General features: G+C 62.2%; 24 protein-coding genes. 10 read left to right on the top strand and 14 right to left on the bottom strand.

The genetic code is table 11. The annotated features are described in order from the left end of the window. Positions 1-31: 31 nt before the first annotated feature. Positions 32-931 carry a bestrophin family protein gene (locus AC3WRD_RS15925; RefSeq protein WP_102622076.1) on the bottom strand — a complete coding sequence of 300 codons (900 nt, stop codon included), beginning with the start codon at positions 929-931 and terminating at the stop codon, positions 32-34. Between the two features lie 28 nt (positions 932-959). Then, on the bottom strand, positions 960-1,958 hold the full coding sequence (gene moaA, locus AC3WRD_RS15920; protein WP_102622075.1) for a GTP 3',8-cyclase MoaA: 999 nt from the start codon (positions 1,956-1,958) through the stop codon (positions 960-962). 356 nt (positions 1,959-2,314) lie between these two features. Between moaA and AC3WRD_RS15915 the strand changes: the two genes are divergently transcribed. The 4 genes from AC3WRD_RS15915 (at position 2,315) to AC3WRD_RS15900 (ending at position 7,337) form a co-directional block, all read left to right on the top strand. Continuing rightward, positions 2,315-4,639 (top strand): FdhF/YdeP family oxidoreductase, encoded by a 2,325-nt coding sequence (locus AC3WRD_RS15915; RefSeq protein WP_102622074.1) that lies wholly within the window; start codon positions 2,315-2,317, stop codon positions 4,637-4,639. A 109-nt stretch (positions 4,640-4,748) separates the two neighbouring features. Further along, the gene (locus AC3WRD_RS15910; protein ID WP_102622094.1) at positions 4,749-6,164 is read left to right on the top strand and encodes a cytochrome ubiquinol oxidase subunit I; all 1,416 of its coding nucleotides are present in this window, start codon (positions 4,749-4,751) and stop codon (positions 6,162-6,164) included. Between the two features lie 17 nt (positions 6,165-6,181). Continuing rightward, positions 6,182-7,198: a cytochrome d ubiquinol oxidase subunit II gene (cydB, locus tag AC3WRD_RS15905; RefSeq protein WP_096820195.1), complete on the top strand. Its 1,017-nt coding sequence runs from the start codon at positions 6,182-6,184 to the stop codon at positions 7,196-7,198. Continuing rightward, positions 7,185-7,337 (top strand): DUF2474 domain-containing protein, encoded by a 153-nt coding sequence (locus AC3WRD_RS15900; protein ID WP_074688757.1) that lies wholly within the window; start codon positions 7,185-7,187, stop codon positions 7,335-7,337. Before cydB ends, AC3WRD_RS15900 begins: the two co-directional genes overlap by 14 nt. Before the next feature lie 80 nt (positions 7,338-7,417). On the opposite strand, the gene AC3WRD_RS15895 is transcribed toward AC3WRD_RS15900, so the two are convergent. Continuing rightward, the gene (locus AC3WRD_RS15895) at positions 7,418-8,269 is read right to left on the bottom strand and encodes a CAP domain-containing protein (RefSeq protein WP_102622073.1); all 852 of its coding nucleotides are present in this window, start codon (positions 8,267-8,269) and stop codon (positions 7,418-7,420) included. A 200-nt stretch (positions 8,270-8,469) separates the two neighbouring features. Here AC3WRD_RS15895 and AC3WRD_RS15890 point away from each other — a divergent pair, with 200 nt between their 5' ends. Next, a complete protein-coding gene (locus AC3WRD_RS15890; protein ID WP_102622072.1) occupies positions 8,470-9,090 on the top strand; it encodes a cell wall hydrolase in 621 nt (206 codons plus the stop codon). On the opposite strand, the gene AC3WRD_RS15885 is transcribed toward AC3WRD_RS15890, so the two are convergent. Then, on the bottom strand, positions 9,087-9,974 hold the full coding sequence (locus AC3WRD_RS15885; protein ID WP_102622071.1) for a LysR family transcriptional regulator: 888 nt from the start codon (positions 9,972-9,974) through the stop codon (positions 9,087-9,089). The genes AC3WRD_RS15890 and AC3WRD_RS15885 overlap by 4 nt on opposite strands. Before the next feature lie 103 nt (positions 9,975-10,077). On the opposite strand from AC3WRD_RS15885, the gene AC3WRD_RS15880 reads away from it, so the two are divergent. Beyond that, complete coding sequence (locus AC3WRD_RS15880; protein WP_102622070.1) at positions 10,078-11,478, top strand: MFS transporter; 1,401 nt, start codon at positions 10,078-10,080, stop codon at positions 11,476-11,478. Here AC3WRD_RS15880 and AC3WRD_RS15875 read toward each other — a convergent pair. The 4 genes from AC3WRD_RS15875 to AC3WRD_RS15860 form a co-directional block, all read right to left on the bottom strand. Then, a complete protein-coding gene (locus AC3WRD_RS15875; protein WP_102622069.1) occupies positions 11,423-12,838 on the bottom strand; it encodes a heavy metal sensor histidine kinase in 1,416 nt (471 codons plus the stop codon). The two genes, AC3WRD_RS15880 and AC3WRD_RS15875, sit on opposite strands and share 56 nt — an antisense overlap. Further along, positions 12,835-13,506 (bottom strand): heavy metal response regulator transcription factor, encoded by a 672-nt coding sequence (locus AC3WRD_RS15870; RefSeq protein WP_085732003.1) that lies wholly within the window; start codon positions 13,504-13,506, stop codon positions 12,835-12,837. The genes AC3WRD_RS15875 and AC3WRD_RS15870 overlap by 4 nt, the downstream gene beginning before the upstream one ends. Positions 13,507-13,525: 19 nt before the next feature. After that, positions 13,526-13,777 carry a DUF2790 domain-containing protein gene (locus AC3WRD_RS15865; RefSeq protein WP_085711463.1) on the bottom strand — a complete coding sequence of 84 codons (252 nt, stop codon included), beginning with the start codon at positions 13,775-13,777 and terminating at the stop codon, positions 13,526-13,528. Positions 13,778-13,944: 167 nt separating this feature from the next. Beyond that, complete coding sequence (locus AC3WRD_RS15860; protein WP_096820189.1) at positions 13,945-14,658, bottom strand: murein L,D-transpeptidase catalytic domain family protein; 714 nt, start codon at positions 14,656-14,658, stop codon at positions 13,945-13,947. Between the two features lie 152 nt (positions 14,659-14,810). Here AC3WRD_RS15860 and AC3WRD_RS15855 point away from each other — a divergent pair, with 152 nt between their 5' ends. Continuing rightward, positions 14,811-16,415 (top strand): L,D-transpeptidase family protein, encoded by a 1,605-nt coding sequence (locus AC3WRD_RS15855; protein ID WP_102622068.1) that lies wholly within the window; start codon positions 14,811-14,813, stop codon positions 16,413-16,415. 3 nt (positions 16,416-16,418) lie between these two features. Here the strand turns inward: AC3WRD_RS15855 and AC3WRD_RS15850 are convergent, their stop codons facing one another. Both AC3WRD_RS15850 and AC3WRD_RS15845 read right to left on the bottom strand, forming a co-directional pair. Beyond that, complete coding sequence (locus AC3WRD_RS15850) at positions 16,419-16,934, bottom strand: HvfX family Cu-binding RiPP maturation protein (RefSeq protein ID WP_096820187.1); 516 nt, start codon at positions 16,932-16,934, stop codon at positions 16,419-16,421. Positions 16,935-16,991: 57 nt separating this feature from the next. Beyond that, on the bottom strand, positions 16,992-17,195 hold the full coding sequence (locus tag AC3WRD_RS15845) for an HvfA family oxazolone/thioamide-modified RiPP metallophore (protein ID WP_085711459.1): 204 nt from the start codon (positions 17,193-17,195) through the stop codon (positions 16,992-16,994). 241 nt (positions 17,196-17,436) lie between these two features. Between AC3WRD_RS15845 and glsB the strand changes: the two genes are divergently transcribed. Together glsB and AC3WRD_RS15835 are read left to right on the top strand one after the other, a co-directional pair. Continuing rightward, the gene (glsB, locus tag AC3WRD_RS15840) at positions 17,437-18,345 is read left to right on the top strand and encodes a glutaminase B (protein ID WP_096820185.1); all 909 of its coding nucleotides are present in this window, start codon (positions 17,437-17,439) and stop codon (positions 18,343-18,345) included. 69 nt (positions 18,346-18,414) lie between these two features. After that, complete coding sequence (locus tag AC3WRD_RS15835) at positions 18,415-19,917, top strand: aldehyde dehydrogenase family protein (RefSeq protein ID WP_102622067.1); 1,503 nt, start codon at positions 18,415-18,417, stop codon at positions 19,915-19,917. 47 nt (positions 19,918-19,964) lie between these two features. On the opposite strand, the gene AC3WRD_RS15830 is transcribed toward AC3WRD_RS15835, so the two are convergent. The 4 genes from AC3WRD_RS15830 to cynS all read right to left on the bottom strand — a co-directional run bounded on the left by AC3WRD_RS15830 (position 19,965) and on the right by cynS (position 22,366). Then, positions 19,965-20,738 (bottom strand): alpha/beta fold hydrolase, encoded by a 774-nt coding sequence (locus tag AC3WRD_RS15830; RefSeq protein WP_102622066.1) that lies wholly within the window; start codon positions 20,736-20,738, stop codon positions 19,965-19,967. 171 nt (positions 20,739-20,909) lie between these two features. Beyond that, positions 20,910-21,569, bottom strand: a complete 660-nt coding sequence (locus AC3WRD_RS15825; RefSeq protein ID WP_096820182.1) for a carbonic anhydrase — start codon at positions 21,567-21,569, stop codon at positions 20,910-20,912. 11 nt (positions 21,570-21,580) lie between these two features. After that, a complete protein-coding gene (locus tag AC3WRD_RS15820) occupies positions 21,581-21,817 on the bottom strand; it encodes a DUF2790 domain-containing protein (RefSeq protein WP_096820181.1) in 237 nt (78 codons plus the stop codon). 84 nt (positions 21,818-21,901) lie between these two features. Further along, positions 21,902-22,366 carry a cyanase gene (cynS, locus tag AC3WRD_RS15815; protein ID WP_102622065.1) on the bottom strand — a complete coding sequence of 155 codons (465 nt, stop codon included), beginning with the start codon at positions 22,364-22,366 and terminating at the stop codon, positions 21,902-21,904. A gap of 120 nt (positions 22,367-22,486) precedes the next feature. On the opposite strand from cynS, the gene cynR reads away from it, so the two are divergent. After that, positions 22,487-23,365 carry a transcriptional regulator CynR gene (cynR, locus tag AC3WRD_RS15810; protein ID WP_102622064.1) on the top strand — a complete coding sequence of 293 codons (879 nt, stop codon included), beginning with the start codon at positions 22,487-22,489 and terminating at the stop codon, positions 23,363-23,365. Positions 23,366-23,390 lie beyond the last annotated feature (25 nt).

Raw genomic sequence — 23,390 nt, 5'->3', positions numbered from 1 at the left:
AATATCCTCCCGCGAAGGGGGAGGCGTCGGATCAACTCAGCACGTAGTCCACGGGCTTCAGCGCCGGTGGCAAAGGCTCGGTGCCCAGCTCCGAGAGAATATCCCGCTCGATACCCCGCACCAGCGCATCGGTTGGCAGGTCGTTTTCATCCCGGCCGAACGGATCTTCCAGCTCATCGGCAATCGCATCCAGACCGAAAAAGGTGTAGCTGACAATCGCCGTGAACAGCGGCGTCAGCCAGCCCAGCGGTTCGGCCATGGCGAACGGCAGCAGGATGCAGAACAGGTAAATCGTGCGGTGTAGCAGCAGGGTGTAAGGGAAGGGCAGCGGCGTGTTCTTGATCCGCTCGCACACCGCTTGCGCCTGGGTCAGGCTGGTCAGGTGATTGGCCAGCAGCATGTAGCGCCATTCACTGAGATCGCCTGCCTCATGCAGATCGGAACATTGCTGGCCGACGGTTTGCAAAATGCGCCCGCTGTAGTCCGGCACCAGTGCATCGTGTTGTGGCGTGATCCATTCGGCGCTGGCGGCGGCTTCGTTTTCCCGGCGCAACCGCGCGTTCAGGGCATGGGCAAAGCCGCAGAGGTTGAGCAGCAACAGCCGACGCTGCGCCGACTCGCGGATGACGTGGGTTTCGCGGATCACCGAACGCACATGCACGATCACTTCGCCCCAGGCCTTGCGGGCCTCGTACCAGCGGTCGTAGCAGGCGTTGTTGCGAAAATTCATGAAGATCGACAGTGACAGACCGAGCAAGGTGAATGGCGTGGCGTTGACCTTGGTGAAGTTGCTCGGGTGGAGCATTTCCACCAGCACGATGGCCGACGCCAGCAGCGTGACCATCAGGGTGCGCAGGGCGATGCGCTTGGCAATCGACCCCTTGAGGGTAAACAGGACGGCGAACTGATTGATCTTGGGCCGGATGATCATGCTTTTTTTGCCTTGAAAACGTGGCGGTTCAGCCGCCGGTCATGTTCATGAAACGCACCACTTGCACGTCGTCGTTCACTTCAAAGTTGTGCCGGTAAGGCTTGAGCTTCATCGCTTCGATGATCGCTTTCTCCAGCCGCTCCGGTTGACCCGGATGGGCGCGCAGCACCGCTTTCAAATCCACCGAATGCTCGTTCCCCAGACACAGTAGCAAACGCCCCTCGACCGTCAGCCGCACCCGGTTGCAGGTGCCGCAGAAGTTGTGGCTGTGGGGCGAAATGAACCCCAGCCGAATGTGCGGTGCCTCCGCCAGCCGCCAGTAGCGCGACGGGCCCTGGGTCGACTCGGCGGAATCGATCAGGGTGTAGCGTTCGGCGATCTTTTCGCGCACCTGGGTGCTGGAAAAAAACGACTCGGCGCGACTGTGTTCGCTGATGATGCCCAGCGGCATTTCCTCGATAAAGGAAATATCCAGATCCCGTTCGATGGCGAACTGCACCAGGTCGTTGATCTCGTGATCGTTGCGGCCCTGCATCACCACGCAGTTGAGTTTAGTGCGGGTAAATCCGGCCTCACGGGCGGCATCGATGCCGTTGATCACTTGTGCCAGGTCGCCGGTGCGGGTCATCTGCTTGAAGCGCGCGGCATCGAGGCTGTCGAGGCTGACGTTGAGGCGCTTCACCCCAGCATCGAACAACGGGCTGGCGAGTTTGCCGAGCTGCGAGCCGTTGGTGGTCAGGCACAACTCGCGCAGGCCGGGCAGGGCAGCAATCTGCTTGCACAACCCGACGACACCGGGACGAATCAGCGGCTCACCGCCGGTCAGGCGGATCTTGCGGGTGCCCAGCGCAACGAAGCTCTGCGCCAGTTGATAGATCTCCTCCAGCGTCAGTACCCGTTGGCGTGGCAGAAACTGCATGTCTTCAGCCATGCAATACACGCAGCGAAAGTCGCAGCGGTCGGTGACCGACATACGCAGGTAGTCGACGCGGCGGTTGTAACCATCGATCAAGACGCGCTCTGACATGACAGCCTCGCTTGGGTGAAATCCGCTATTGAAGGGATTGGGTCGGCGCAGGTTATGAGCAACTTCGAACTGCGTCCAATCACTCTTAATGACCGGCCGATTGATGCTGTCGATGATGAAATAATTATTCCGGTTTTTGCGCTTCTTAGTTTTGCAAGTGCCCGTATTTAAAGGGTTTAACGCCGTGATAGATGATTTCGATAACGCAGTCATTAATAGCGATTAGACAAGTTTTTGCGGTGGTTCATATCCTTGGCTCCGTCAAACGAAACGACCGCTTTTGAACTTGAAAGTCAGTCGTCGCTGTTTAAATCCGATCAGGTTTTTGCCTGTGTGCATCGTCATGGAGAAGTCCCATGTCACAAGTCGACCGTTACAAACCCTACAAGGGCGCCGCTGCGGGTTGGGGCGCTGTGATCAGCCTCACCAAGAACTGGCTGGGCAGTGAAAACGCCCTGAAAAACATCCGCGCCATGCTCAAGACCAACCAGAACGGCGGCTTCGACTGCCCCGGTTGCGCCTGGGGTGAAGCACCCGGCGCGAGTATGCTGAAGTTCTGCGAAAACGGCGCCAAAGCGGTGAACTGGGAAGCCACTGGCCGCCTGGTCGATCCGGCGTTCTTCAACAAGTACACGGTGTCGACGCTGGCCGAGCAAAGCGATTACTGGCTTGAATACCAGGGCCGGATCACCCATCCGATGCGCTACGACGCCCGGGTCGATCGCTATGTCGAGACCACCTGGGACGAGGCGTTCGCGCTGGTCGCCAAGCACCTCAAAGGCCTGAAATCGCCCCACGAGGCCGAGTTCTACACCTCGGGGCGTGCCAGCAACGAAGCGGCGTTTCTCTATCAGTTGTTCGTCCGCGCCTACGGCACCAACAACTTCCCGGACTGCTCGAACATGTGCCACGAAGCCAGTGCGGTGAGCATGGGCGAGACCCTGGGCGTCGGCAAAGGCACGGTGGTCTATGAAGACCTGCACCATGCCGACGCGATTTTCGTCATCGGCCAGAACCCCGGCACCAACCACCCGCGCATGCTCGAACCGTTGCGTGAAGCGGTGAAGCGTGGCGCGCAGGTGGTGTGCATCAACCCGCTCAAGGAGCGTGGGCTGGAGCGTTTCCAGAACCCGCAAAACCCGATCGAGATGCTCAGCAACGGCTGGGAAGCGACCAACACCGCGTACTTCCGTCCAGCCTTGGGCGGCGACATGGCGATGATCCGCGGCATGGTCAAGTTCCTGCTGCAATGGGAACGTGAAGCCCAGGCCTCGGGCGGCGAACCGGTGTTCGATCACGCGTTCATTGCCGAGCACACGTCGGGCTTGGACAGCTATCTGGCCGAAGTCGATGCCACGAGCTGGGAGCACATCGTCGAACAGTCCGGCGTGCCGCTGCATGACATCGAACTGGCCGCGCGCATGTATGCCCGCGCCAAAAGCGTGATCATGTGCTGGGCCATGGGCCTGACCCAACACGTGCACTCGGTGCCGACCCTGCAGGAAGTCATCAACCTGCAACTGCTGCGCGGCAATGTTGGCCGTCCGGGAGCCGGGCTGTCACCGGTGCGTGGCCACAGCAACGTGCAGGGCGACCGCACGATGGGCATCAACGAACTGGCGCCGAAAGAGCTGATGGACGCCCTGGAAAAGCGCTTCAACTTCAAGGTGCCGCGCATGCACGGCCACAACACGGTCATGGCGATTGGTGCCATGGAACGTGGCGAAGCCAAGGTGTTTATCGGTCTGGGCGGCAACTTCGCCCAGGCCACGCCGGACACCCCGCGCACCCACGAAGCGATGCGCAAACTCGACCTGACCGTGCACATCTCGACCAAGCTCAACCGCAGCCATCTGGTGACCGGGCGTGACGCGCTGATCCTGCCGTGCCTGGGCCGTACCGACATCGACGTGCAGGCCGAAGGTCCGCAAGGCGTGACCGTGGAAGACACCTTCAGCATGGTGCACTTGTCGTTCGGTCAGTTGAAGCCGAAGTCGGCGCATCTGAAATCCGAGCCGGCGATCATTGCCGGGATTGCCGCCGCGACCCTGGGCAAACACCCGATCGACTGGGAATGGGCGGTGGGCGACTACGGGCGCATCCGTAACCTGATCGCCGACGTGATTCCGGGCTTCGAGAATTTCAACGAGAAGCTGCTGATCCCGGGTGGGTTCCACCTCGGCAACGACGCCTCCGACCGTGTCTGGAACACTGAATCCGGTAAAGCCCAGTTCACCCCGTGCGTGCTGCCGGAACATCTGATCAGCGAAGGCGTGCGCAACCTGCCGGTCAAGCCGCATCTGATCCTGCAAACCATGCGTTCCCACGATCAGTACAACACCACGCTGTACGGCCTCGACGACCGTTATCGCGGGGTCTACGGCATGCGCGACGTGGTGTTCGCCAACGAGCAGGATATCCGACGGCTCGGTTTCGAACCGGGGCAGAAGGTCGATCTGGTGGCGCTGTGGGGCGACGAGCGCGAGCGTCGGGTCAGCGGTTTCACCCTGATCGCCTACGACATTCCAGCGGGACAAGCCGCCGCGTACTACCCGGAAACCAATCCGCTGGTGCCGCTGGAAAGCTACGGTGATCGCACCTATACGCCGACCTCCAAATTCGTGGCGATCCGCCTCGAAGCGGCCGAGGCGAGCAACCTGATCCCGTCGTCGGTGGCCTGACCGATCCACGCGATCCAACCCTTTTGCAATTTGACTGGCTGCAGGCGTTCGCGCCTGGCGGTGGCCCGGCCGTGTGCTGCCGCTTTTCAGCCTTGATGAGGACATCATCATGTTCAACCTGGAGGCACTGGACCTGGCGCGAATTCAATTCGCGTTCACGGTTTCGTTCCACATCATTTTCCCGGCGATCACTATTGGCCTGGCGAGTTTCCTGGCGGTGCTCGAAGGCCTGTGGCTGAAAACCGGTAACGACACTTACCGCGATCTCTACCATTTCTGGTCGAAAATATTCGCCGTCAACTTCGGCATGGGCGTGGTGTCGGGTCTGGTCATGGCGTACCAGTTCGGCACCAACTGGAGCGGGTTTTCCGACTTCGCCGGCAGCGTCACCGGGCCGTTGCTGACCTATGAAGTGCTGACCGCGTTCTTCCTCGAGGCCGGGTTCCTCGGGGTGATGCTGTTTGGCTGGAACCGCGTGGGGCGTGGCTTGCACTTCTTTGCCACGGTGATGGTCGCCATCGGCACGCTGATCTCGACCTTCTGGATTCTCGCGTCCAACAGCTGGATGCAGACCCCGCAAGGCTTCGAAATCGTCGACGGTCGGGTAATGCCGCTGGACTGGCTGGCCATCGTGTTCAACCCGTCGTTCCCGTTCCGTCTGGCGCACATGGCGATTGCCGCGTTCGTGGCCACGGCGTTCTTCGTTGGCGCTTCGGCAGCCTGGCATTTGCTGCGTGGCAATGACAGCAAACCGGTGCGCAAGATGTTTTCCATGGCGCTGTGGATGGCGCTGATCGTGGCGCCGATTCAAGCAGTGGTCGGTGACGCCCATGGCTTGAACACCCTGGAACATCAACCGGCGAAAATTGCCGCCATCGAAGGTCACTGGGAAAACGCTGACAACGGACCGACCCCGCTGGTGCTGTTCGGCATCCCGGACATGCAGGCGGAGAAGACCAAATACGCGATCGAGATTCCGTACCTCGGCAGCCTGATCCTCACCCACAGTCTCGACAAGCAGATACCGGCGCTCAAGAGCTTCCCGAAAGAAGACCGGCCGAACTCGACCGTGATCTTCTGGAGCTTCCGTGTAATGGCTGGACTCGGCATGTTGATGATCCTCGTCGGTGTGCTGGGCCTGGCGTTGCGGCGCAATGGCAAGGTCTACCGTCATCGCGGCTTCCAGCGTCTGGTGCTGCTGATGGGGCCGAGCGGTCTGATCGCACTGCTGGCCGGCTGGATCACCACTGAAGTCGGGCGTCAGCCGTGGGTGGTGTATGGCCTGATGCGTACCCACGACGCCGCGTCCCACCACTCGGTGGCGCAGATGAGCACCTCGCTGGCGCTGTTCGTGGTGATCTACTGCTCGGTGTTCACCGTGGGCATCGGCTACATGATGAAACTGGTGAGCAAGGGCCCGCAGCCGCACCACGAACACCCGCCTGAAGGCACCCAGATACAGACCCCGCGCCGGCCTCTCTCGGCGGTCACCGACAACCTCGAATCCGCGACCCGGATCCACTGATAAAGGAGCGTTGAGTCATGGGTATTCAAGGTATCGATCTCTCGTTGATCTGGGGCGTGATCATTGCCTTCGGGGTGATGATGTACGTGATCATGGACGGCTTCGATCTGGGCCTCGGGATCCTGTTCCCGCTGATCAGCGACGAGCAGGAACGCGACGTGATGATGAACACCGTCGCACCCGTCTGGGACGGCAACGAAACCTGGCTGGTGCTCGGCGGTGCGGCGCTGTACGGCGCGTTTCCGCTGGCTTACGGGGTGATTTTGGAGGCGCTGTATCTGCCGCTGATCTTCATGCTGGCGGGTTTGATTTTCCGCGGTGTGGCGTTCGAGTTTCGCTTCAAGGCGCCAGCGGAAAAACGCTATCTGTGGGACTGGGCGTTCATCGGCGGTTCGCTGCTGGCGACGTTCTCCCAGGGCGTGGTGATCGGCGCGTATGTGGCCGGGATTCCGGTGGTGGATCGGCAGTTTGCCGGTGGCGGTCTCGACTGGCTGGCACCGTTCCCGCTGGTTTGCGGTGTCGGTCTGGTGGTCGCTTACGCCTTGCTGGGCAGCACCTGGCTGCTGGTCAAGACCGAAGGCATGTTGGAGTCTCGGATGCGTCACTACAGCCGTCCGTTGGCGTGGCTTCTGCTGGCGATGGTGGTGGTGATCGGCGCGTGGACGCTGCAACTGCACCCGGAACTGGCCACTCGCTGGTTCAACCATGCGCACCTGACCGTGTTCGCCGGGCTGGTGGTGCTGGCGGCATTGTCGCTGTTCGGGCTGTTGCGTTCGCTGCGTCAGCGGCACACCCACTGGCCATTCGTGTTCACTCTGGTGCTGATGTTCCTCGGTTACATCGGGCTGGCGCTGAGCATCTGGCCGAACATCATCCCGCCCTCGGTCAGCCTCTGGGCGGCGGCATCACCGGCCACCAGCCAGTTGTTCGCCCTGATCGGCGCACTGTTCATCCTGCCGGTGATCCTGATGTACACCTTCTGGAACTACTACGTGTTCCGCGGCAAAGTGAGGATTGGCGATGGCTACCATTGAAATGCGTGAAGTGAAAAGCCGCTGGTACAAACGACTGGGCTGGTTGCTGCTGATCTGGTCCGGCAGCGTGGTCTCGCTGGCGGTGGTGGCGAGTCTGCTGAAGCTGGCGATGTACGCAGCGGGGATGCGAACCCACTGACCAAAAAAACCGGAGCCTGGCTCCGGTTTTTTATTGCCTGCATTTTGCATCCTCCCCTGATGGGGAGGGTGCCTTGAGGTTTATTCCCCGCCAAACATCGCCGTCCAGTAAATGCCGGCGCTGCTCTTCGGATCGACGGCATAGGCCGCGCCCAGCTCACGGTATTGCGGGTTCATCAGGTTGGCGCAATGACCGGGGCTGGCGAGCCAGCCGGCAACGACTTTCTGCACGGTATCCTGCCCGGCGGCGATGTTCTCACCGACCTGCTGACCGCTGTAGCCGGCCAGTTCGGCGCGGTCGCCGGGGGTGCGGCCGTCGCGGTCCTTGTGGTCGAAATAATTGTTGTTGGCCATCTGACGGCTGTGATCCTGCGCCACACCGCCGAGCACGGCGTTCCATGCCAACGGCGCGGCGGCGGAGAAGGCCTGGCCGCCGCACTGGCGTGGCTGGCTGCGGGCAGCGTTGAGCTGTGTCAGCAACTTCTGGCCTTCGGCTTGCCCATCGCCCAGACGCGCCGACAGCAGTGGTCGCGCCAGCGTGATGCGCCAGTCACGGTCGGCGCGGCTGACGCCGATATCGACGAACTGCGGATCCAGCACCACCTGGCAGAAACTTTCCTGAATCGCCTTCATCGCCGACGCCGCATCCCGAGGACCGTTGAGGGTGATCGCCTGCACATTGACCATCGGGTAGCTGGCGCTGGCCATTGCCTGCTGCAGATCGACGACGCCGCTGGCCGGCAGAATCAGGCGCGGGTCGGCCGACAGCGGCGGCAACTCACTGGACGCCTGCGTGCCGCAACGCTGCGGCTGGCTGCGGTAGCTGTTGATCGACTCGACCAGTTGCGACTCGTCGGTAGCTATGGCCGAGGTGGCCAACGCCAGTCCCGTGGACAACACGGCGAGTCGCAGAACGGATGGCATGAAGCGCATGGAAATCTCCCTTGGGCTGAGTGCGCCCATGATGCGCGAAAGGCCCCGGGTTCGCGCAATGTCTTTTTCTTCACCGAGCGGTTTTTTCTGCGGAACGATGCCGCCGACTCTGCCGTCTACCCTCTGCGAGGGCCCCGGAATCCGGGCGTCTCAGCCACGTAACACTTTGCCCGCAACGGGCGCTGCCGGAAGAATTGATCATGAAATTGCACGGGCTGATCTGTTGTCTTGTGTTGACCCTGCTGAGCGGCGCGGCAATGGCCACCGATCAGACGCCAATCAAGGAAAAGGCCGAAGCGAAAGCCGAGGTACTGGAAGAGAAGGCTGCCGACAAACCCGATGCGCCTCCGGCGCCGAAGTCCGAAGCCATCACCCCCAAAGAAGTGCAAGCCGTCGACCCGGCCGGCACCGCGCCGCTCGACGACCCGATCACCTGCCTGGCGCGCAGCATCTATTGGGAAGCCAAGGGCAAGGACACGGCGGAAATGGAAGCCGTGGCCAACGTGGTGATGAATCGCCTCGGCCATGACGGTTTTCCAGGCACCGTGTGCGAGGTGGTCAAGCAGGGCTCGGAAACCAAGAGTTGCCAGTTTTCCTGGTGGTGCGATGGCAAGTCCGATCAGGTCAAGGAAGACGCCGAATACGCGCTGGCCAAGGAGATCGCCGGCAAGGCGCTGAACCGCCAGCTCACGGATCGCACCCATGGCGCGCTGTACTTTCATGACCACAACGTCGACCCGAGTTGGGCCAAGAAGTACACCAAGACCGCCGAGACCGGGAAATTCCTGTTTTACAAACCCAAGGACGGGGAGGCGCGCTAGGCGCAAACCTCTCGCACACAATTGCGCAACCAGCGATGCGCCGGATCGGCGTCCATGCGTGGATGCCAGAGCATGGACACGCAGATGTCCGGCATGCGCAGCGGCAGGGCGAAGCTGTGCAGGCCCGTCCGCAGTTTGCTGGTGTGACGTTCCGGGACAGTGGCGATCAGATCTGATTCACGGACCAGCGTCAGCGCGGCAGAAAAGCCGCCGAACGAGGTGACGATGTCCCGCGTCAGGCCGAAGGCGAGCAGCGCCTCGTCCACTGGGCCACTGCTGCGCCCGCGGCGTGACACCAGAATGTGCTGGCCCGCAGCGAAACGTTTGGCGCTGACCTTGCCGCTGCTCAACGGATGCCCCTCACGCACCACACCGATCCACTGGTCCCGGAACAGGATGCGACTGTGCAGCGTCGGGTCGGTGCTGTCGTCGACCACGCCGGTTTCCAGATCCACCCGGCCTTCGCGCAACAGCGTGCTGTCCTTGTCGGCCTTTTGCACAAAGCGCAGGCGTACGCCGGGCGCCTCTTCGGCGATGCGGGCGAGCAGGGCGGCGGCAAAGGTTTCGACAAACCCGTCGGTGTTGCGCAGGGTGAAGGTGCGCCGCAACTGGCCAGGATCGAGCACCTCTGCAGGGCGCAGAACCGCTTCGGCTTCCTGCACCAGATAACTGACCCGGTCGCGCAGCTCCAGCGCACGCGGGGTTGGCACCAGTCCGCGACCGGCGCGTACCAGCAGCGGATCCCCGGTGGTTTCCCGCAGACGGGCCAGCGCCCGGCTCATGGCTGACGGGCTCAGGCGCAGGCGCTCGGCGGCGCGGGCCACGCTGCCTTCGCTCAGCAGCACGTCGAGGGTGATCAACAGGTTCAGGTCCGGCGCATTCATGACATGGCGTTCTATGCAGGTATCAAGTGCAAAGCATGCGTCTTGCGCCTTGTATTGTCGAGGCTCAGGCTATGTCCCATGACCTTTGCCCTGTGAGCCCCCCATGCACCGAGAACCCCTGAGCCCTTCAGCCCGCTGGGCGTTGACCAGTCTGGCGCTGTCGATGCTGATGCCATCGCTGGACACCAGCATCGCCAACGCCGGGCTACCTACCCTGGCGGCGGCGTTCGATGCGACGTTTCAACAAGTGCAATGGATCGTGCTGGCCTACCTGCTGGCGATCACCACGTTGATTGTCAGCGTCGGGCGGCTGGGTGACGGCTTCGGTCGGCGGCGTTTGCTGTTGATCGGCATCGGCATCTTTACCGCCGCTTCACTGGCTTGCGCACTGGCGCCGAGCCTGGCCTGGCTGATTGGTGCGCGAGCGGTGCAAGGCTTGGGCGCGGCGATCATGTTCGCGTTGACGGTGGCGCTGGTGGCCGATGCGGTGCCCAAATCCCGGGCCGGCAGTGCAATGGGGTTGCTGGCTACCATGTCGGCCACCGGCACGACCCTTGGGCCGTCGCTCGGTGGGCTGTTGATGGCGCATGTCGGCTGGCAGTCGATTTTTGTGATCAACGTGCCGTTGGGGTTGCTCAACGCATGGCTGGTGTATCGCTATCTGCCGAAGGATCGAACCGCACGCTCGCCTGTTGCGTTTGATTATTTCGGCACCGCGGTGCTGATGCTGACGCTGGCGGCCTATGCACTGGCGATGACGATTGAAGGGTTCACTCAGACGTTGTTGCTGATCAGTCTGTTGGGCGTGGGGTTGTTCATTCTGGTCGAGAAGAAGAGCAAGGCGCCGCTGATTCACCTGTCATTGTTCACCGATACACGAATCAGCAGCAGTCTCGCCCTGACCTTGCTGGTGACCACGGTGATGATGACCACGCTGGTGGTCGGGCCGTTTTACCTGAGCCGAGGCTTGGGGCTCAGCAGCACTCAAGTCGGACTTGTGTTGTCGGTCGGGCCGTTGCTGGCGGCTTTCAGTGGCGTGCCGGCCGGGCGTCTGGTGGATCGTTTCGGGGCGCGGCGAATGGTGCCGGGCGCGTTGCTCGGACTGGCCTGCGGTTGCGGTTTGCTGGCGCTGTTGCCGGTGAGTCTGGGACTGCTTGCCTATGTGTTGCCGATAACGGTGGTTGCATTGAGTTATGCGCTGTTCCAGGCCGCCAACAATACCGGGCTGATGGCGGGTGTCGGGCAGGATCAGCGCGGGGTGGTGTCGGCCATGCTCGGGTTGTCACGCAATCTGGGGTTGATCACCGGGGCGGCGGTCATGGGTGCGGTGTTTGCCCTGGCCACGGACGATCCGACCCGGGCGACGGCTGCGGTCATCGCGAGCGGTTTGCACATGACCTTCGGCGTTGCCACGGCGTTGATGGTCGCGGCGCTTGCGCTCGGAGCCCTCACACACCTGCGTCTCGCGTCTCCCGGGCTGGAAAAAACAGCTCAAAGCAGGTGACACCATCAGCGCTGCTGACGCTGTAGCGGCCCTGATGCAATTGCATGATGGTCGCGACGATCGACAGACCCAGACCGTTGGATTGGGCCGAACGCTCGCGGGACGGGTCGGCGCGATAGAAGCGTTCGAACAGCCGCAACAGGTGTTCGGCAGGAATCGTCGCGCCCTGATTGCGCACCCGCAGATAGCTGCCGTCCGCTTCGGCAATGGCCTCAACCTGCATCGTCGAATCCGCTGCGCCGTACTTGATCGCGTTGGCGCACAGATTGGCCAGGGCCCGACGCAGCAACATCGGTTCGGCCCAGATCACGCCGCTGCCTCGGGCCTCGATGCTGATGCCGACATCCGCCGCCAATCCTTCGAAGTAATCGGCGATGCGCTGCATCTCATCGCAGGCGTCCAGCTCCTGACGCTGGCTCAAGGCACTGGCCGGGTCGGTGCGGGCGAGAAACAGCATGTTGTCGAGCATCCGCGCCAGCCGTTCGAGTTCTTCGACGTTAGAGGCGAGCAGCTGTTGATAGGCGTCGACGCTTCGGTGCTGTTGCAGGGCGACCTGGGTTTCGCCGAGCAGGTTGTTGATCGGCGTGCGCAGTTCGTGGGCCATGTCGGTGGAGACCTGGCTCAGTTGCGCAACACCTCGGTCGAGCCGGTCCAGCATCGCATTGAAGGCTTCGATCATCGGCTGCAATTCCCGAGGCGTGCCGTGGCGGTCGAGGCGTTCGCCGAGGTTGGCGATGCCGATCCCGTGGGCATGCCGGGCAATCCGCCGCAACGGCAACAGGCCGCGATACACCAGCAGGCAGCCCACCAGCGCCAGGACAATTGCTGCCAATGACGCCAGGCCGTACACGCTGAGTCGGTAGTTGGCGAGCATCGCCGTGCGTTCGCTCATCACCTTGCCGATCAGCACTTGCAGATTGCCCTGGTCGCCGGAGTCGATACTGGCTGCCACCGCCGAGAACGGCACGCCGTTGATGCTCGGCAAATGCTGCACGTCGTTGAGGGCCATTACATGGTCGACCGGCACGGCGGGCACACTCGGTAGTGCCAGGTCGCTGGGGTTGACCACGAACAAGGGCGGTTGCCCCGGTGCGCCGATGGTCAACAGCGCTTCGCGGTTGCCCAGCATGTTCTGGAACAACGCCGGTTTGTTCTTGATCAATTCCAGGGTGTTGCTGTCGTTGAGGATGGTGCGCAACTGATCGATGCGGCTGACCAACTGGATGTCGTCGCGGCGGGTCAGTTGTTCTTCCAGCTGGTTGTAAAGCGCCGCGCCCAGGCCTGCCAGCGCAGCAAAGGCGAGCACCGCGAACACCAGCGCCAGACGCAAGGTCAGGGAGTAAGTGCCGGTGACTTTCATGGCTGGGTGTCGAAGCGGTAGCCGATGCCGCGCACGCTGTGGATCAGCTTGAGCGGGAACGGGTCGTCGATCTTCGCCCGCAGGCGGCGTACGGCGACATCGACCACATTGGTGTCGCTGTCGAAGTTCATGTCCCACACCCGCGAGGCGATCAGCGAACGCGACAGCACCTGGCCGGTGTGGGTGGCGAACAGTTGCAGCAAGGCGAATTCCTTGTTGGTCAGGGTGATCCGGCTGCCGGCGCGGGTGACCCGGCGTTTGAGCACGTCGATCTGCAAGTCGGCCACCTGCAATTGCTCTTCTTCGTGGATCGGCCCGCGCCGGGTCAGGGTGCGCAGGCGCGCCACCAGTTCGGCGAAGGAAAACGGTTTGATCAGGTAGTCGTCGGCGCCCAGTTCCAGGCCTTTGACCCGATCCGCGATGTCGTCGCGGGCGGTGAGGAACAGCACCGGCGTGTCGGCTTCCTTGCGCAGCCGGCGCAGGACTTCCCAGCCATCCATTTTGGGCATCATCACATCCAGCACGATCACGTCGAAGTCGTGTTCCAGCGCCAGGTGCAGACCGTCGGCGCCGTCACGGGCCAGGCTTACGTTGTAACCCAGTTCCTGCAAGCCGTTGAGCAGGTAATTGCCAGCCTTGGGTTCGTCTTCGACGACAAGGATATTCATGGGCACTGCGCCTCACTGGTCAGTTGGTGCAACCGCTGCCTTGCACTTGATAGTCCAGCACATGTTCGCGGCCCTGGTGGTCGAGGTAGTTGAGTCGTGCGGGAATGACGCCGCAGGCTTGGGAAATATCGGTGCTGGAGAGGACTTTGTCGACATCCAGGTGCACGTAGAAGCCGTTGGTGTCGTGAATGACCGTGTTGTCCGGCATTTCGGCGGCGAACACAGTGCCAGTGGCGAGGAGGGCGGTGAAGGCAAGGATCAGGGTTTTCATGATGAGTCACTCGTGTCGGTGAAGTGGATCGGCAGTGGTGCCGGAACAACTTCAGGCTACCGAGCGATCCGCTCGGCAAACCGACAACTCAATGACAAAGCTGTAATGAAACCCTGAAAACACAAATCCCCTGTGAGAACAGGGGATGTTTTTTACAGCGAATATTTTCAGCTGCCGTGGGTGCTGAGAATGCTGGCGATCTGTTGCGGCTGGCAGTTGAGATACGGCGAGGACTTCAGCCAGTGCTGGTCCGGGTACCAGGAAAACATGTACTGGCCGTCCTTCAGACTGTCGATCACGCGTCTGGCAACTTGCGGCCGTACGGCCGGGCAACCCTGGCTGCGGCCCAGCCGGCCTGTACGTTTGCTCCAGAACAGATTCACGTAGTCGGCGGCGTGGATCACAATGGCGCGGTCACGGGCCATGTCGTTGACGCCCGGTTCCAGACCGTCCATGCGCAACGAATAACCGTGGGTGCCTTCGTAACTTTCCTGGGTGCGGAACAGTCCAAGGCTGGATTGGAAACTGCCTTCGCGGTTGGAGAACCGGGTGGCGAAGTTATCACCGGACATCGATCCGTGGGCGACCAGGTCGCGCAGGATCAGTTTTTTCTTGGTCAGGTCGAAGATCCACAGGCGTCGCTCGGTGGACGGTTGCGAATAATCGATGATCGCCAGGTGACGGGACTGCTTCGCGCCGTTGTTGATTGCGCATTGCATGGCGTTCAAGGCACCTTTCAGCGCCTGGGGATTGAGTTCCGGAGCGGCGTGGGCGAGGCTGTTGTAGAGAACCGGCTGCGAGGTGCCGGCGGCAAAAACCTGACTGGTCACCAGCCCGATGGCAGTGGCAGTCAGCAGAAGTCGGCGCAAAAACGTCAACATTTAAAGTGAGTCCTCACTGGTTACATGTTTGGCACTTTGGCTCCTGACGTCCAGTCGTCCCCGGCAGGCCCGCGAATCGGACCTGACTGTATCACCGCACCTGATGTAAGGTTGACCGTCAATCAAGACGGCCATGGATTGGAGTAAAGCAGTTGTTCAAAAAGTACGCATGCTACTTGAGCATTTGTTTGCTCGCTGCGCCGTTTGTCGTTTGTGCCGATGAGCCTCTGCCGGCCCTCCCGACGCTGCCGGCAGAAATGCCTGTCGAGCCGCAAAGCCCGCTGCAGGCCGCGTTGATCAGCCTGCCTCAGGCCTGTCCGGCGATTGCCGCCCGTCTCGGCGGCCCGGCGCTCGAACAGTTGCAGGCGTTCTATCAGCAGCAGGACTGGCTGCCGGTGTGGGCGGCGGCCGGGCAATTGCCGCAATTGCACGCGCAATTGCAGCTGCTGGCCGACGATGGCCTCAATCCGAAACGCTATCCGGTCGCAGAAACAGTTCCGCAGGACGGCGATCTGTGCGCCGACATCGACATCAGTCGCAACTACCTGCAAGCCTTGCAGGACCTGCATTACGGTCGTCTGCTGCAATCGCACTTCGAACCGCTGTGGCACGCCGACGAAACGCCACGTGACCGTCAGGCCGAACTGCTCGCCATCGCCGTGCCGGGCATGCATGACATGGCGGCGGCCTTCGATCTGGCGCGGCCGAACCTGGCGCAATATCAGAACCTGCGTCACCTCTATGCCGCACAACGCCTGCAAGCCTTGCCGCACTGGCAATCAGTGGGCAACGGGCCGCTGCTGCGTCCGGACATGGAAGACAAACGCGTACCGGAACTGGCCAAGCGGCTGTACAGCGAAGGTTATCTGAGCAGCGTGGTCGGCACGCCGGACAACGCCTATCACGGTGTCTTGGTGGAAGCCGTGAAAAGCTTCCAGGCCAACCATTCGTTGCAGGCCGACGGTGTGGTCGGACCGGGGACGATTGCCGAGATGAACATCAGCCCGCTGACGCGCCGCGAACAGCTGCGGGTCAACCTTGAACGGTTCCGCTGGCTGGCCCAGGACATGGAGCCCGACGGTTTGCTGGTCAACGTCGCCGCTGCCGAACTGACCCTGTACCAGGGCGGCGAGCCGGTGTGGCAGACCCGCACCCAGGTCGGTCGCGCCGAGCGCCAGACGCCGCTGCTCAAATCCCGGGTTACGCGCCTGACGCTGAACCCGACCTGGACCGTGCCGCCGACCATCTGGAAAGAAGACAAGCTGCCGGCAATCCGCAAGGATCAGACCTTCCTCAGTCGTCAGAACCTGCAAGTGCTCGACGCCAATGGCCAGCCACTGGCCGCCGCCGACATCGACTGGGACAACCCCGGCAACATCCTTCTGCGTCAGGATGCCGGGCCGCGCAATCCGCTGGGGCAGATGGTCATCCGCTTCCCCAACCCGTTCTCGGTGTACCTGCACGACACGCCGAGCAAGGCGCTGTTCGACAAGGGTCCACGGGCGTTCAGTTCCGGTTGTGTGCGGGTCGAGCATCCGATGAAACTGCGCGACTTCCTGCTCAGCCCGGCGGAAAGGGCCCGTACCGACACCTTGCTCGCCACCGGCGCTACCCATGAATTCCGCCTGAGCAACCCGGTGCCGATCCTGATGACTTACTGGACGGCACAGGTCGACGGGAAGGGCCGCGTGCTCTACGCGCCGGACATCTACAGCCGCGACAGCGCGTTGCTGGCGGGCCTTGACCGGGCGCATTGATCCTCAGCGGCTGGCGCGTTTCCAGAAAAAACGCGCCAGCCACGCATCCACACTCAATTTGCCGGCCCCGGCAAACACCAGCGGCACCAGCGCAGCCAGGTAAATCGCCGGCAGCTTGAAGTTGCCGAAGCCCTTGTTGGTGATCGCGTAGCCCTGCGCCAATTCGCTCAATGACGACCAGTCTGCCGGCCAGTGCACGGCGGCGGTGGCGACGACCGTCACGACGATCAGCGAAATGGCCGAGATCCGCGTGCCGAGTCCGATCAGAATCGCCAGCGCGCAGATCAGCTCGGCCCACATCGACAGCTCCCAGTTCAGCGTCGCCGGCAAGTGATCGAAGGGAAACGGGAAACGGTCCTGAATGTCTTCGAACCAGTTCTGGCCGTTGAATTTCTCCAGGCCCGATTCGAAAAACTCCCAGGCGATGAACAGGCGCAGGGTCAGCGGCGCCAGCCATTGGCCTGCGCGGTCGAGGTTCAGGTGCAGGCCTTTGACGGCCGTCGAGAGAGCAGTGGTCATGGGATGGCTCCGTTCAATCAAGGGAAAACGGGACACCGGCGTGCCCCGTGAAGAGGGTTATTCGCCGGCACCGCACTTGCCTTCGCCGCATTTGCCTTCCGAGGTTTTTTCCGGGGTGTCGGCCTGAGCCTGGGTCTGGCTGTAGCCGTGATCCAGTTGCTTGACGCTGAACGCCTCGGAGGCCGAAGCAGCGTTGGACAGGGCCAGGCCACCGGCAAGCAGCAGGCCGAGCGTCAGGGAGGTTTTCGAGAGTTTGGTCATGGTGAATCTCCGATACGAAATGTGAGTTCAAAGGCTTGATCGGTGTTGCCGATCGACAGGTTCATTTGAACGTCGGGCTGTATCGGTGATGTGTCGCGAACGGGGGGATTTGTGCTCGTGGTGTGTCCGTCGCCGCGTCGTATACAGTGCGATACACAAACGCGGTGTGATTCGGCTGGCGGGCGCAGCGTCTAGCCACGGTGTCCCCGCAATCCCATGGGGCGAGACTTCGAGACCCGGCATGCAAGCGCTGTTGAACGAGATCCTTGACGCTGTCCGGCCCCTGATCGGGCAGGGCAAGGTGGCTGACTACATTCCCGCCCTCGGCACCGTGCCGCCCGATCAACTGGGCATCGCGGTGTACGGCAACGACGGCGAGATGTATTGCGCCGGCGATGCCGAGACACTGTTCTCGGTACAGAGTATTTCCAAGGTGTTCAGCCTGGTGCAGGCCATCGAACACTCCGGCGAGGCGATCTGGGAACGACTGGGCCACGAGCCGTCCGGCCAGCCGTTCAACTCGCTGGTGCAGCTGGAATTCGAACGCGGCCGTCCGCGCAATCCGTTCATCAACGCCGGGGCGCTGGTGATCTGCGATATCAACCAGTCACGTTTTGCTGCACCGGCCTTGTCGATGCGCGATTTCGTGCGTCGGTTGTCGGGCAATCCGCAGGTGATGGTCGACGGCAAAGTGGCCGAGTCTGAATACCAGCACCGCGCACGCAACGCGGCGATGGCCTACCTGATGCAATCCTTCGGCAACTTCCACAACGACGTCGAAGCGGTGCTGCGCAGCTACTTCAGCCACTGCGCGTTGCGCATGAGTTGCATCGACCTGGCCCGGGCGTTCTGCTTCCTGGCCAACGACGGCTATTGCAAGCACAGCGGCGAACAGATCCTCACCCGCCGCCAGACCCAGCAAGTCAACTCGATCATGGCCACCAGCGGCCTGTACGACGAGGCCGGCAACTTCGCCTACCGTGTCGGTTTGCCGGGCAAGAGCGGTGTCGGTGGCGGCATCGTTGCCGTAGTGCCGGGGCAATTCACGGTGTGCGTGTGGTCGCCTGAACTCAACGCAGCGGGCAACTCGCTGGCGGGCATGGCGGCGCTGGAAATGCTCAGTTCGCGGATCGGCTGGTCGGTGTTCTGAGCCTGTGTTGCTTTGAGGGTGGGCAAGCTATACATTTTCCGGCCGCCCTCAATATGGTGAATCCGCTCCATGTCTCTCGCGCTCGAACGTCTCGTCGCTGGCACGCCCATCCCTTTCGCCGGTAACCGCGTCACCGTGGTCAGCCCCGAACTGGCCGAGCGTTTCCGACCCGGCGACCACCTGTTGGTGGAGCAGGTGAGTGGCGAGTTGTTGCTGATTCCCGTGGTGGACCAGCAGGCGGCTTCGGTGGCGATCGAGCGTGCAGCGGCGGCGTTTACTGCGTTGTCTGCGGTGTCGGATGAGGCCATCAGCCGTTTCTTCGATCTGTTTGCCCAACGCCTGGAAAACCCGGACGCCTGGGCGCTGATCGAAACCGCCAACCTCGCTGACATCGAACGGGCCAAGGCGCGCGGTCGTTCGACCACCCGTTTGTTCGCCGACGAGCGCATGCGCCGCGACATGATCGCCGGCCTGCGCGCCTGGCGTGATGCGCCGGCCACGCGCGGCAAGGTTATCAGCAGCGTCGAACACGACGGCTGGAAGGTCGAGCAAGTGGTGTCGCCGCTGGGCATCGTCGCGTTTGTGTTCGAAGGCCGGCCGAATGTTTTCGCCGACGCCGCTGGCGTACTGCGCACCGGCAACACCGCCGTGCTGCGCATTGGCAGCGATGCATTGGGCACCGCGCAAGCCATCGTCACTCACGCCCTGAACCCGGCGCTGGCCGATGCCGGTCTGCCGGCGGGTGCGGTGTCGCTGGTCGAGAGCGTCAACCACGCCGCCGGTTGGGCGATGTTCGCCGACCGGCGTCTGTCGCTGGCGGTGGCCCGTGGTTCGGGCCGTGCGGTCAGCCAGTTGGGCAGCATCGCCCAGCAGGCCGGCACCGCCGTCAGCCTGCACGGCACCGGTGGCGCGTGGCTGATCGCCGATCGCGATGCCGACGCCAAACGCTTCGCCGCTGTGGTGCGCAACTCGCTGGATCGCAAGGTCTGCAACACCCTCAACGTCTGCCTGATCCAGCGCGAGCGTGCCGCTGAACTGGTGCCGTTGTTCCTCGACGCGTTGCAGCAGGCCGGCACCGCGCGCGGTCAGGGCTGCAAATTGCACATCGTCGAAGGCAGCGAAAGCTACCTGCCGAGCGACTGGCAGAACGCGACGGTCGAGGTCTATCGCGCCGAGGGTTACCAGACCGAAGCCCTGGCCGAGCCATTGCCGGAAGCGCAACTGGGCCGCGAGTGGGAATGGGAAGAAACCCCGGAAACCAGCCTGATGATCGTCGACGATCTGGATCAGGCCATCGCACTGTTCAACCGCTACAGCCCGCAGTTCACAGTGTCGCTGATCAGCGAAGACGCGGCGGTTCAGGAGCGTTTCTACAGCGCGGTCAACGCGCCGTTCGTGGGCAACGGGATTACCCGTTGGGTCGACGGCCAGTACGCGCTGAACAAGCCGGAACTGGGACTTTCGAACTGGGAGAGCGGACGGTTGTTCGCCCGCAGCGCAATTCTTTCCGGAGACGGTGTCTTCACCGTGCGCAGCCGCATGACCCAGGTCGATCTGGGCGTAAAACGCTGAAACCAAAACGCCGCGCCTGTCGCAATGACAGGCGCGGCGTTGTTGTTTCACTTGGCGGTGGCGGCGGATTCGATCAGGCTGGCCACGGTTTTCGGATTCGACACCATCACCATATGGGACGCGCCTTTGACCACCACGGTCTGTCTGGCGTGCGCCCGTTCGGCCATGAACGCCATCGCTTGCGGCGGGATGTTCTTGTCCTTGTCGCCGTACACGAACCACGACGGAATCATTTTCCAGGCGGGCTCGCTGGCTGCCTCGTTCAGCGCGGCCTCGGTGACCGGGCGCTGGGTAGCGGCCATCAGTTTTGCGTCAGCGTTCGGAACATCGGCGGCGAACTGGTCGTGGAACTTGTCCTGCTGGATGTACAGATCCTTGCCGCCATCCTTCAGGGTAACGGGCGGCGCGAGAGTCGGGCCGAGGGTGCTTCCGGGGAATTTGCCGGCCAGTCCGGCCACGGTTTCACCGGCTTCGGGCGCCAGTGCCGCGACATACACCAGCGCCTTGACGTTGGCGTTGCCGTACGCGGCTTCACTGATCACCGGCCCGCCGTAGGAGTGGCCGACCAGCACCACAGGCGACTTGATTCCGGCCAGCACATCGGCGACTGATTGCGCATCGCCCTTGAGCGTACGCAGCGGGTTGGCCGCCGCGATCACCGGATAACCGTCCTTTTCCAGAATCTTCACCACACCGTTCCAGCTGCTGGAGTCGGCGAAGGCACCGTGCACCAGCACCACGGTGGGTTTCTCGGCGGCCATCGCCGAGGTGGCGCCGGCCATGGCGGCGGCGAGGGCCAGTCCTGCAAACAGCTTGTTCATCGAATGTTCCTTGTGTCGGGAGGAGGGATGCAGCGTCAGGGCATATTCAAGGCGTCCGCTGTATCGCTGATGTGTCCGCCTTCCGGTGCGGGTGCATGGAACTGTGTCTGGCAGGGCGCTGGCTACACGCTGATACAAAGCAAACGCCCCGGCAGGTGCGGGGCGTTCGGTTCAGGCGGCATCGACCGTTTGGCCATACACCGCGCACGTCGATGGTTGCTCAGCCAGCGAGACGAAGGTGCGGCGGTCGGCGCTCAAGGCATCGATGGAGCCGGTCTCGATGTCATAGACCCAGCCGTGCAGGTTCAGCAGGCCTTTCTCCTGGGCCAGACGCACGCTCGGGTGGGTCTGAATGTTCGCCAGTTGGGCGATCACGTTCTCGCGCACCATCGAACTCAGCTTGGCCGCGTCATTGGCGTGTGGCCGCGATTCGTTGACCACCTTCGCCGACTCGGCATGTTGCAGCCAGCCGCTGACAGCGGGCAGGTGATCCATGCATTTGCACTGGGCGATGGCGGTCATGGCGCCGCAATCGGAGTGGCCGCAGATCACGATGTCGGTCACGCCAAGCACGGCCACCGCGTATTCCACCGTCGCCGAAACCCCACCCGGATGCGGGCTGTAGGACGGCACGATATTGCCGGCGTTGCGGATCACGAACAGTTCGCCGGGTTCTTGTTGGGTCAGCAGTTCCGGAATTACACGGCTGTCGGAGCAAGTGATGAACAAGGTGCCCGGGGTTTGGGTAGTCGCCAGGTATTTGAACAGTTCAGTGCGTTGCGGAAAGGCTTCGCTCTGGAACTTCAGGAATCCTTCGATCAGGTTTTTCATGGTGTGTCCTCTCAGTTGGAGCAGCCAGTGCCGAACTCGCTGTATTGAAGAATGTGTTTTGCGCCGTGACTGTCGAGGTAGGTCATCTCGACCGGCACTACGCCGCAGACGTCGGCGACCGGGGTGATGCTCACGACCTGCGCAATGTCCAGTTGCATGCCGTAGCGGTAGGCGACAGCTTCTTCACTGGCCTGGGCTTGAGCGCAAAGGCCGGCGAGCAGGGCCAGGGACAACAGAATTTTTTGCATGGGGCAGCCTCCAGACGGATGTGGTGACGACTTGGCAATTCAGGTTTGGGCGGGCCCGCACGCGGGGTGCGGGCTCGGGATGGATCAGAACGGACGCAGCGGGAGGAACTTGCCGTCGAGGGTGACCACGGCGCGGGAGCCGCCTTCAGGGTCTTCGACTTTCTTGATGTCGAGCTTGAAGTTGATCGCGCTGATGATGCCGTCGCCGAATTGTTCGTGAACCAGTGCCTTCAGGGTGGTGCCGTAGATCTGGATCATTTCGTGGAAGCGGTAGATGGTCGGGTCGGTCGGCACACCATCGAGGCTGCCGCGCAGCGGGATGATTTGCAGGGCGGCGACGTCTTCGGCGCTCAGTTGCAGTTTGTCGCCCACGACTTCAGCGGCGGCTTTTGGCAGCGGGTGCTGGCCGAGGAGGGCGGCGGTGACGTAGGCCAGGCTCAGGCCGGTGCCGTCGGCCAGCTCCTGCCACGACAGGTTTTTCTGTGCCTTGGCATCCAGAGCGCGAGTGGTCAGGGCGATGCGGCTGTCGTTGTAGGCTTGAGATTGCATGGTGTTTCTCCTTTCGGGGTTGGCTTGCTGTGTGGGGTTCATCTTCTGCCGATTGATCCATAGCGTCCAAGACCGATATACAATGCAAGGCATAAGCACTGCCTATAGATGGAGAGCCCCATGCTGCTGCGACATTTGCGTTACCTGCTGGCCGTGGCCGATCACGGCGGTTTCACCCGGGCGGCCGAGGCGCTGCACGTGTCGCAGCCGACCCTGTCGCAACAGATCCGCCAGTTGGAGGAAAGCCTCGGTGTAGATCTGTTCGACCGCACCTCGCGTTCGGTCAAACCCACTGACGCCGGCCAGGCCTACATCGAATGCGCACGACGGGTGCTGGTGGAGCTGGAGGCGGGCAAGCGCGCGTTGCATGACGTGAAGGATCTGTCCCGAGGCTCACTGCGTCTGGCCATGACCCCGACCTTCATGGCGTATCTGGTGGGGCCATTGGTGCGCGATTTCGTGGCGCGGTATCCGGGGATTCACCTGGAGATTTTCGAGTTGTCGATGGATGACATCGAGGCCGGGCTGGCGGATGACTCGCTGGATATCGCGATTGCTTTCACACCGGTGCGTAACCCGGACATTGAATGCATTCCGGCGTTTGTCGAGACGCTGGGCGTGATGGTCGGGCGTGAACATCCGTTGTATGACAGTGCTGCAGTGCTGACGCCGGATGACATTGCGCAGCTGGATTTCGCTCTGTTGGCGCCGGACTTCATCACGCGGCTGTCGATTGACGAGTATTTCCGTCAGCACGGCATCACGCCCAAGGTGCAGATCGAAGTGAACTCGGTAAGTACATTGCTGGAAGTGATCCGGCATGCGCCGATTGCGACCATGCTGCCGGAGGCGATTGCGACGGAGGATCGGGCGTTGCGCCGGTTGCGGGTCGAGAGTGAGGCGCCGCAGCGGGGGGCGGCGTTGTTGCGGCGCAAGAACAATTATCACAGTGCGGCGGCGGTGGCGTTCATGGAGATGGTGTTGGAAAACCGTTCATGAACATTGCGGGTGATCAATAAAAAAG

Source organism: Pseudomonas sp. FW215-R2, assembly GCF_058789255.1.
Note: the sequence above shows the minus strand (reverse complement) of the source record. Positions and strands in the feature narration are given on the sequence as shown.

Coding starts and splice junctions, on each gene's coding strand:
- AC3WRD_RS15925 (WP_102622076.1), bottom strand. CDS start 931: ATGATCATCCGGCCCAAGATCAATCAGTTCGCCGTCCTGTTTACCCTC.
- moaA (WP_102622075.1), bottom strand. CDS start 1,958: ATGTCAGAGCGCGTCTTGATCGATGGTTACAACCGCCGCGTCGACTAC.
- AC3WRD_RS15915 (WP_102622074.1), top strand. CDS start 2,315: ATGTCACAAGTCGACCGTTACAAACCCTACAAGGGCGCCGCTGCGGGT.
- AC3WRD_RS15910 (WP_102622094.1), top strand. CDS start 4,749: ATGTTCAACCTGGAGGCACTGGACCTGGCGCGAATTCAATTCGCGTTC.
- cydB (WP_096820195.1), top strand. CDS start 6,182: ATGGGTATTCAAGGTATCGATCTCTCGTTGATCTGGGGCGTGATCATT.
- AC3WRD_RS15900 (WP_074688757.1), top strand. CDS start 7,185: ATGGCTACCATTGAAATGCGTGAAGTGAAAAGCCGCTGGTACAAACGA.
- AC3WRD_RS15895 (WP_102622073.1), bottom strand. CDS start 8,269: ATGCGCTTCATGCCATCCGTTCTGCGACTCGCCGTGTTGTCCACGGGA.
- AC3WRD_RS15890 (WP_102622072.1), top strand. CDS start 8,470: ATGAAATTGCACGGGCTGATCTGTTGTCTTGTGTTGACCCTGCTGAGC.
- AC3WRD_RS15885 (WP_102622071.1), bottom strand. CDS start 9,974: ATGAATGCGCCGGACCTGAACCTGTTGATCACCCTCGACGTGCTGCTG.
- AC3WRD_RS15880 (WP_102622070.1), top strand. CDS start 10,078: ATGCACCGAGAACCCCTGAGCCCTTCAGCCCGCTGGGCGTTGACCAGT.
- AC3WRD_RS15875 (WP_102622069.1), bottom strand. CDS start 12,838: ATGAAAGTCACCGGCACTTACTCCCTGACCTTGCGTCTGGCGCTGGTG.
- AC3WRD_RS15870 (WP_085732003.1), bottom strand. CDS start 13,506: ATGAATATCCTTGTCGTCGAAGACGAACCCAAGGCTGGCAATTACCTG.
- AC3WRD_RS15865 (WP_085711463.1), bottom strand. CDS start 13,777: ATGAAAACCCTGATCCTTGCCTTCACCGCCCTCCTCGCCACTGGCACT.
- AC3WRD_RS15860 (WP_096820189.1), bottom strand. CDS start 14,658: ATGTTGACGTTTTTGCGCCGACTTCTGCTGACTGCCACTGCCATCGGG.
- AC3WRD_RS15850 (WP_096820187.1), bottom strand. CDS start 16,934: ATGACCACTGCTCTCTCGACGGCCGTCAAAGGCCTGCACCTGAACCTC.
- AC3WRD_RS15845 (WP_085711459.1), bottom strand. CDS start 17,195: ATGACCAAACTCTCGAAAACCTCCCTGACGCTCGGCCTGCTGCTTGCC.
- glsB (WP_096820185.1), top strand. CDS start 17,437: ATGCAAGCGCTGTTGAACGAGATCCTTGACGCTGTCCGGCCCCTGATC.
- AC3WRD_RS15835 (WP_102622067.1), top strand. CDS start 18,415: ATGTCTCTCGCGCTCGAACGTCTCGTCGCTGGCACGCCCATCCCTTTC.
- AC3WRD_RS15830 (WP_102622066.1), bottom strand. CDS start 20,738: ATGAACAAGCTGTTTGCAGGACTGGCCCTCGCCGCCGCCATGGCCGGC.
- AC3WRD_RS15825 (WP_096820182.1), bottom strand. CDS start 21,569: ATGAAAAACCTGATCGAAGGATTCCTGAAGTTCCAGAGCGAAGCCTTT.
- AC3WRD_RS15820 (WP_096820181.1), bottom strand. CDS start 21,817: ATGCAAAAAATTCTGTTGTCCCTGGCCCTGCTCGCCGGCCTTTGCGCT.
- cynS (WP_102622065.1), bottom strand. CDS start 22,366: ATGCAATCTCAAGCCTACAACGACAGCCGCATCGCCCTGACCACTCGC.
- cynR (WP_102622064.1), top strand. CDS start 22,487: ATGCTGCTGCGACATTTGCGTTACCTGCTGGCCGTGGCCGATCACGGC.